This window comes from Kitasatospora sp. NPDC058965 (genome assembly GCF_042741245.1).
Taxonomy (GTDB): domain Bacteria; phylum Actinomycetota; class Actinomycetes; order Streptomycetales; family Streptomycetaceae; genus Kitasatospora.
Genome location: NZ_JBHYKG010000411.1, coordinates 1 through 6,265 on the forward strand (window position 1 = coordinate 1; position 6,265 = coordinate 6,265).

Here is a 6,265-nt window from a genome sequence, read left to right on the forward strand (position 1 = left end):
CCAGGTCGGTGGTGCGGGGCAGGGCGAGCGCGACGCAGCGCTCCGGGCCGGCGCCGCGGGCCAGCAGCTCGCGGGCCAGCCGGTTGGCCCGGGCGTCGAGTTCGGCGTAGCTCAGCTCGCCGTCCGCGGCGGTCAGCGCGACCGCCTGCGGGGTGGCGCGGACCTGCTGCTCGAACAGCTCGGGGAAGGAGAGCGCGGGGACCGGGCGGGCGGTGTCGTTCCACTCGCCGAGGATCCGGGTGCGCTCCGCCCCGGAGAGCAGCTCCAGCTCGGCCGGCCGCAGCTCCGGGTCCGCGGCGACGGCGCGCAGCAGCTCGACCAGGCGCTCGGCCAACCGGGCGACGGTGGTGCGGTCGAACAGGTCGGTGGCGAACTCGACGCTGCCGCCGTCCGGCGCGAAGGTGAAGGAGAGGTCGAACTTGGCGCTCTCCTCGCCCAGCGGGAGCGGGGCCACGGTCAGCCCCGGCAGCTGCGGGGCCGGGCCGGCGTCGGCGGTCGCGAAGGCCACCATCACCTGGAAGAGCGGGTGCCGGTTCATCGCCCGGGCCGGGTTGAGCACCTCCACCAGCCGCTCGAACGGCACGTCCTGGTGGGCGTAGGCGGCCAAGTCCGTCGCCTTCACCCGCTCGACCAGCTCGCGGAAGCCCGGGTTGCCGGTCAGGTCGGTGCGCAGCACCAGGGTGTTGACGAAGAAGCCGACCAACTGGTCCAGCGCGCCGTCGGTGCGCCCGCCGATCGGGGTGCCGAGCGGGATGTCGGTGCCCGCCCCGAGCCGGGAGAGCAGTGCGGCCACCGCGGCCTGGGCCACCATGAACGGGGTGGCCGAGCAGCGCCGGGCGAGTTCGGCCAGCAGGCCGGGGTCGAGGTCGAACTCCACCAGGTCGCCCCGGTGGCTGCTCTCCAGCGGTCGGGGGCGGTCGGTGGGCAGCTCGATCAGCTCGGGCAGGTCGGCCAGCGCGGTGCGCCAGTGGTCGAGCTGGGCGCTGATCAGGCTCTGCGGGTCGCTCTCGTCGCCCAGCAGCTCGCGCTGCCAGAGCGTGTAGTCGGCGTACTGCACCGGCAGCTCGGTCCAGCCGGGCGCGGTGCCGGCCGACCGGGCGGTGTAGGCGGCGGCGAGGTCGCGGGCCAGCGGGGGCATGGAGAGCCCGTCGGCGGCGATGTGGTGGATGGTCAGGACCAGGGTGTGCCGGGTCGGCGAGGTGCGCAGCAGGGTGCCGTGCAGGGGCAGGTCGAGGGTCAGGTCGAACGGGTGGCGGGCGGCCTCGGCGACCGCGTCGGGACCGGCCGGGAGCAGCTCCAGCAGCTCGCCGACCTCCGCCATCGCCACCACCCGCTGGTGCGGCACGCCGCCCAGTTCCGGGAAGACGGTGCGCAGGCTCTCGTGGCGCTCCACCAGGTCGCGCACCGCGGCGCGCAGCGCCGGCACGTCCAGCGCGCCGGTCAGCTCCAGCGCGACGGGCAGGTTGTAGGTGGCCGCCGACTCCTCGAACCGGTTGAGGAACCAGAGCCGCTGCTGGGCGGGGGAGAGCGGCACCAGCTCCGGGCGGACGGCCCGGCGGACCAGCGGGGTGCGGGCCCGGTGGGCGCCGCCCAACCGCTCGGCCAGCGCCGCCACCGTCGGGGCCTCGAAGACCGCGCGCAGCGGCAGTTCGACGCCGAGCTCGGTGCGGATCCGGCTGACCAGCTTGGTGACCAGCAGCGAGTGGCCGCCGAGGGTGAAGAAGCTGTCGTCCAGCCAGACCCGCTCGACCCCCAGGGTCTGCGCGAAGAGCTCGGCCAGCCGCTGCTCGGCCAGGGTGCGCGGGGCCCGGCCCGCCGGGGCGGCGGTCCGCCCGGGCGCCGGCAGCGCGGCCCGGTCCAGCTTGCCGCTCGGGTTGAGCGGCAGCGCCGCCAGCAGCACGAAGGCGGACGGGACCATGTAGCCGGGCAGCGCCGCGGCGGCGTGCTCGCGCAGCTTCTCGGCCGTCGGCGCGGCGCCGGGGTGCGGCACCAGGTAGGCCGTGATCCGCTGGTCGCCGGGCGTGTCCTCGCGGACCAGCACGGCGGCGTGGGCGACCTGCGGGTGCCGGGCCAGCCGGTCCTCGATCTCGCCCAGTTCGATCCGGAAGCCGCGCACCTTGACCTGGTGGTCGGTGCGGCCGCGGTACTGGAGCTCGCCGTCGGCGGTCCAGTGCACGATGTCGCCGGTGCGGTACATCCGGCTGCCGGGCAGGCCGAAGGGGTCGGGGACGAACCGCTCGGCGGTCAGCCCGGGCCGGTCCAGGTAGCCGCGGGCCAGCCCGCCGCCGGCCAGGTGCAGCTCGCCGGGCACGCCGGGCGGCACCGGGTTGCCGTACGGGTCCAGCACGTAGGCACGGGTGTTGTGGCGCGGGCGGCCGATCGGCGGGGCGCCGGCGGCCGGACGGTCCTCGTCCCAGGCGGTCGCGTACACGGTCGTCTCGGTCGGCCCGTAGAAGTTGGCGAGCCGGGCGCCGGGGACGGCGGCGCGGACGGCCGCCGCGGTGGACGCGGACAGCCCCTCGCCGGCCAGCACCAGCAGCTCGGCGCCGAGCGGCGCGCCCCGGCGCTGCGCCAGCAGCTGGGCCAGCGCGGACGGGACGGCGCTGAGCAGCGTGCCCTGCCAGTCCCGGTCCAGCAGCGCCAGCAGGTCCGGCACGACCTCGATGCAGCCACCGCTGAGCAGCGGGGCGAACATCTCGAAGACCGACACGTCGAAGTTGAGCGAGGTGGCGGCCAGCACCTCGGCCAGCTGCCGGGCACCCAGCTCGGCGAACGACCAGGCGGCCAGCTCGGCCACGTTGCGGTGCGGGACCACCACGCCCTTGGGCCGACCGGTGGAGCCGGAGGTGTAGATCACGTAGGCGGGGTGCTCCGGCAGCAGCGCGGTGACCGGCGCGGTGTCCGGCAGGGTGCGCAGCTCGGCGCGGACCTCCGGGGCGTCCAGCAGCAGCCGCGGGCCGGCGGTGGCGGCGACCTGACCGGTGGTCAGGACCAGCGCCGGGGCGGCGTCCGCCAGCATGAAGGCGATCCGGTCGGCCGGGTAGGCCGGGTCCACCGGCAGGTAGGCGGCGCCGGCCTTGAGCACGCCGAGCACGGCGACCATCAGCTCGGCGTCGCGCGGCAGCGCGAGGGCGACGAACTCCTCCGGGCGGATCCCGCGCGCCACCAGCAGGTGGGCCAACCGGTTGGCCCGGGCGTCCAGTTCGGCGTAGCTGAGCACGGTGTCGCCGTACCGGACGGCGGGCGCTGCGGGGGTGCGCGCCACCTGGGCGGCGAACAGGGCCGGCACGGTGGTGGCGGGCACCGCGCGGGCGGTGTCGTTCCACTGCTCCAGCAGCAGCCGGTGCTCCGGACCGGTGAGCAGCGGCAGCTCGCTCAGCCGGGTGTCCGGAGCGGCCACCGCCGCCTCGACCAGGCGGACCAGGCGGTCGGCCAGGGTGCGCACGGTCGCCTCGTCGAAGAGCTCGGCCGCGTACTCGACCGCCCCGTGCAGGGTCTGGTCGGCGCCGCCGGCGAAGGCGAAGGAGAGGTCGAACTTGGCGGTCTGCGCCGTGGCCTCCACCGGCGCGGCGGTCAGGCCGGGCAGGTCGAGCGCGGCCGGGGCCGGCGTGTTGTCGAGGGTCAGCATCACCTGGAAGAGCGGGTGGCGGTTGAGCGCGCGCTCGGGGTTGAGCACCTCCACCAGCCGCTCGAACGGCACGTCCTGGTGCGCGAAGGCGGCCAGGTCGGTGCCGCGGACCCGGTCCAGCAACTCGCGGAAGGTCGGGTCGCCGGACAGGTCGGTGCGCAGCACCAGGGTGTTGACGAAGAAGCCGACCAGCTCGTCCAGGGCGGAGTCGGTGCGCCCCGCCACGGGGGTGCCGAGCGCGATGTCGGTGCCGGCGCCGAGCCGGGAGAGCAGCGCGGTGACGGCGGCCTGCAGCACCATGAAGACGGTGGCGCCGTGGTCGCCGGCCAGCGCGGCCAGCGGGCCGCCGGCCAGGGTGAACTCGACCAGGCCGCCGCGGTGGTCGGGCTGCTGCGGGCGGGGGCGGTCGGTGGGCAGCTCGATCAGCTCGGGCAGGTCGGCCAGCGCGGTGCGCCAGTGGTCGAGCTGGGCGCTGATCAGGCTGTCCGGGTCGCTCTCGTCGCCCAGCAGCTCGCGCTGCCAGAGCGTGTAGTCGGCGTACTGCACCGGCAGTTCGGCCCAGGCGGGGGACTGTCCGGCCGCCCGGCAGGCGTAGGCGGTGCGCAGGTCGGCGCCGAGCGGGGCCATCGACCAGCCGTCGGCCGCGATGTGGTGGAAGGTCAGCACCAGGGTGTGGTCGGTCGGCGAGAGCCGGAAGAGCCAGGCCTTCACCGGGATCTCGGTGGTGAGGTCGAACTCCTCGCGGGCCGCGGCGGCCACCGCCTCGGCGAGCTCCTGCTCGCCCTCCAGCGCGACCAGCTCCAGCACCTCGGACGGTTCGGCCTGCACCAGCTGGTGGGCGGTGCCGTCCAGTTCGGGGAAGACGGTGCGCAGGCTCTCGTGCCGGACCAGCAGGTCGCGCAGCGCCAGGCGCAGCGCCGGCAGGTCGAGGTCGCCGGTCAGCCGGAGCGCGATCGGGATGTTGTAGGCGGCGCCGGAGTCGGCGAAGCGGTTGAGGAACCAGAGCCGTTGCTGGGCGTAGGAGAGCGGCACCAGCTCCGGGCGGACGGCCGGGCGGGTCAGGGGGGTGCGGATCCCGGTGGCGGCGACCAGCCGCTCGGCGAGCTCGGCGACGGTGGGGGCCTCGAAGACGGCCCGCACCGGCAGCTCCACCCCGAGTGCGGTGCGGATCCGGCTGACCAGCTTGGTGACCAGCAGCGAGTGGCCGCCGAGCACGAAGAAGCTGTCGTCGATCGAGACCTCGGCGACCTCCAGCAGTTCGGCGAAGAGGGCGCACAGCCCGCGCTCCTGCTCGGTGCGCGGCGCGCGGCCGGCGCGCGGCCGCTGCTGCTCGGGCTCGGGCAGGCGGCGCAGGTCCAGCTTGCCGTGGGCGGTCATCGGCAGCTCGGGCAGGACGGTGAAGGACGCGGGCACCATGTAGTCCGGCAGCGCCCGGGCCGCGGCCCGCCGCAGCTCGGCCAGGTCCGGGGCGGTACCGGTGGCGGGCACCAGGTAGGCGAGCAGCTGTCCGTTCCGGACGGTGACGGCGGCCCGGGTGATCCCGGGGTGGCCGGCGAGCACGGACTGGATCTCGCCGAGCTCGATCCGGAAGCCGCGGATCTTGACCTGGTCGTCGGTGCGGCCGAGGAAGTCGAGCAGCCCGTCCGGGGTCCAGCGGGCCAGGTCGCCGGTGCGGTACATCCGGCTGCCCGGGGCGCCGAACGGGTTGGGGACGAAGCGGTCGGCGGTCAGGTCGGGGCGGCCCAGGTAGCCGCGGGCCAGCCGGACGCCGGCCAGGTGCAGCTCGCCGGGCACGCCGGGCGGCACCGGGTTGCCGTGCGGGTCCAGTACGTAGGCCTGGGCGTTGTCGATCGGCCGGCCGATCAGCGGCAGGGCGGTGTCCTCGGTGGTGAGGGTGACGGCGTCCACGGTGAACTCGGTCGGGCCGTAGTAGTTCAGGCCCACCGTCTCGGGCGCCCGGTGCAGCCGCTGCCACAGCTCGGCCGGCACCGCCTCGCCGCCGACCGAGACGACGGCCGGGGCGTGCCGGGGGTCGTCCAGCAGGCCGGCCTCGATCAGCACGCCGGCGAAGGACGGGGTCAGGTCCAGGAAGTCGATCCGGTGGTCGACGACGTGGCGCACCAGGGCGCGCGGGTCGAGCCGGGTCTCCTGGTCGATCAGGTGCACCTGGTGACCGGCGATCAGGAAGCTGAAGGCGTCCAGCCAGGAGTCGAAGGTCACGCCGGCGGTCAGCGCGGCGGCGACCGGGCCGGTCGCGAAGTACCGGTCCATGATCATGCAGCGGTTGGCGGCGCAGAGCTCGGCCAGGCTCCGGTGCTCGATCACCACGCCCTTGGGCAGGCCGGTGGAGCCGGAGGTGTAGATGACGTAGGCGGGGTGGCGGGGGTCGGGGCGCAGGCCGAGGTCGGTGTCCTCGTGGTCCGGCTCGGACCCGTCCAGCTCCAGCACGGGCAGGCCGGTGAGCGCGTGGCCGCCGGTCGCGAGGGCGAGGACGGGGTCGGCGTCGCGCAGCATGTGCGCGGTGCGGGCGGCGGGGGCGGCGGGGTCGAGCGGGAGGTAGGCGGCGCCGGCCTTCCAGACGGCGAGTTGGGCGACCACCAGGTCGGTGGTGCGGGGCAGGGCGAGCGCGACGCAGCG

The 6,265-nt window shown here is 75.7% G+C and carries 1 protein-coding gene; it reads right to left on the reverse strand.

Annotated elements, in window-relative coordinates; all coding sequences use genetic code 11:
- On the reverse strand, positions 1-6,265 hold a 6,265-nt coding region (locus ACFW1A_RS37175), incomplete at both ends, for an amino acid adenylation domain-containing protein (protein WP_380417473.1).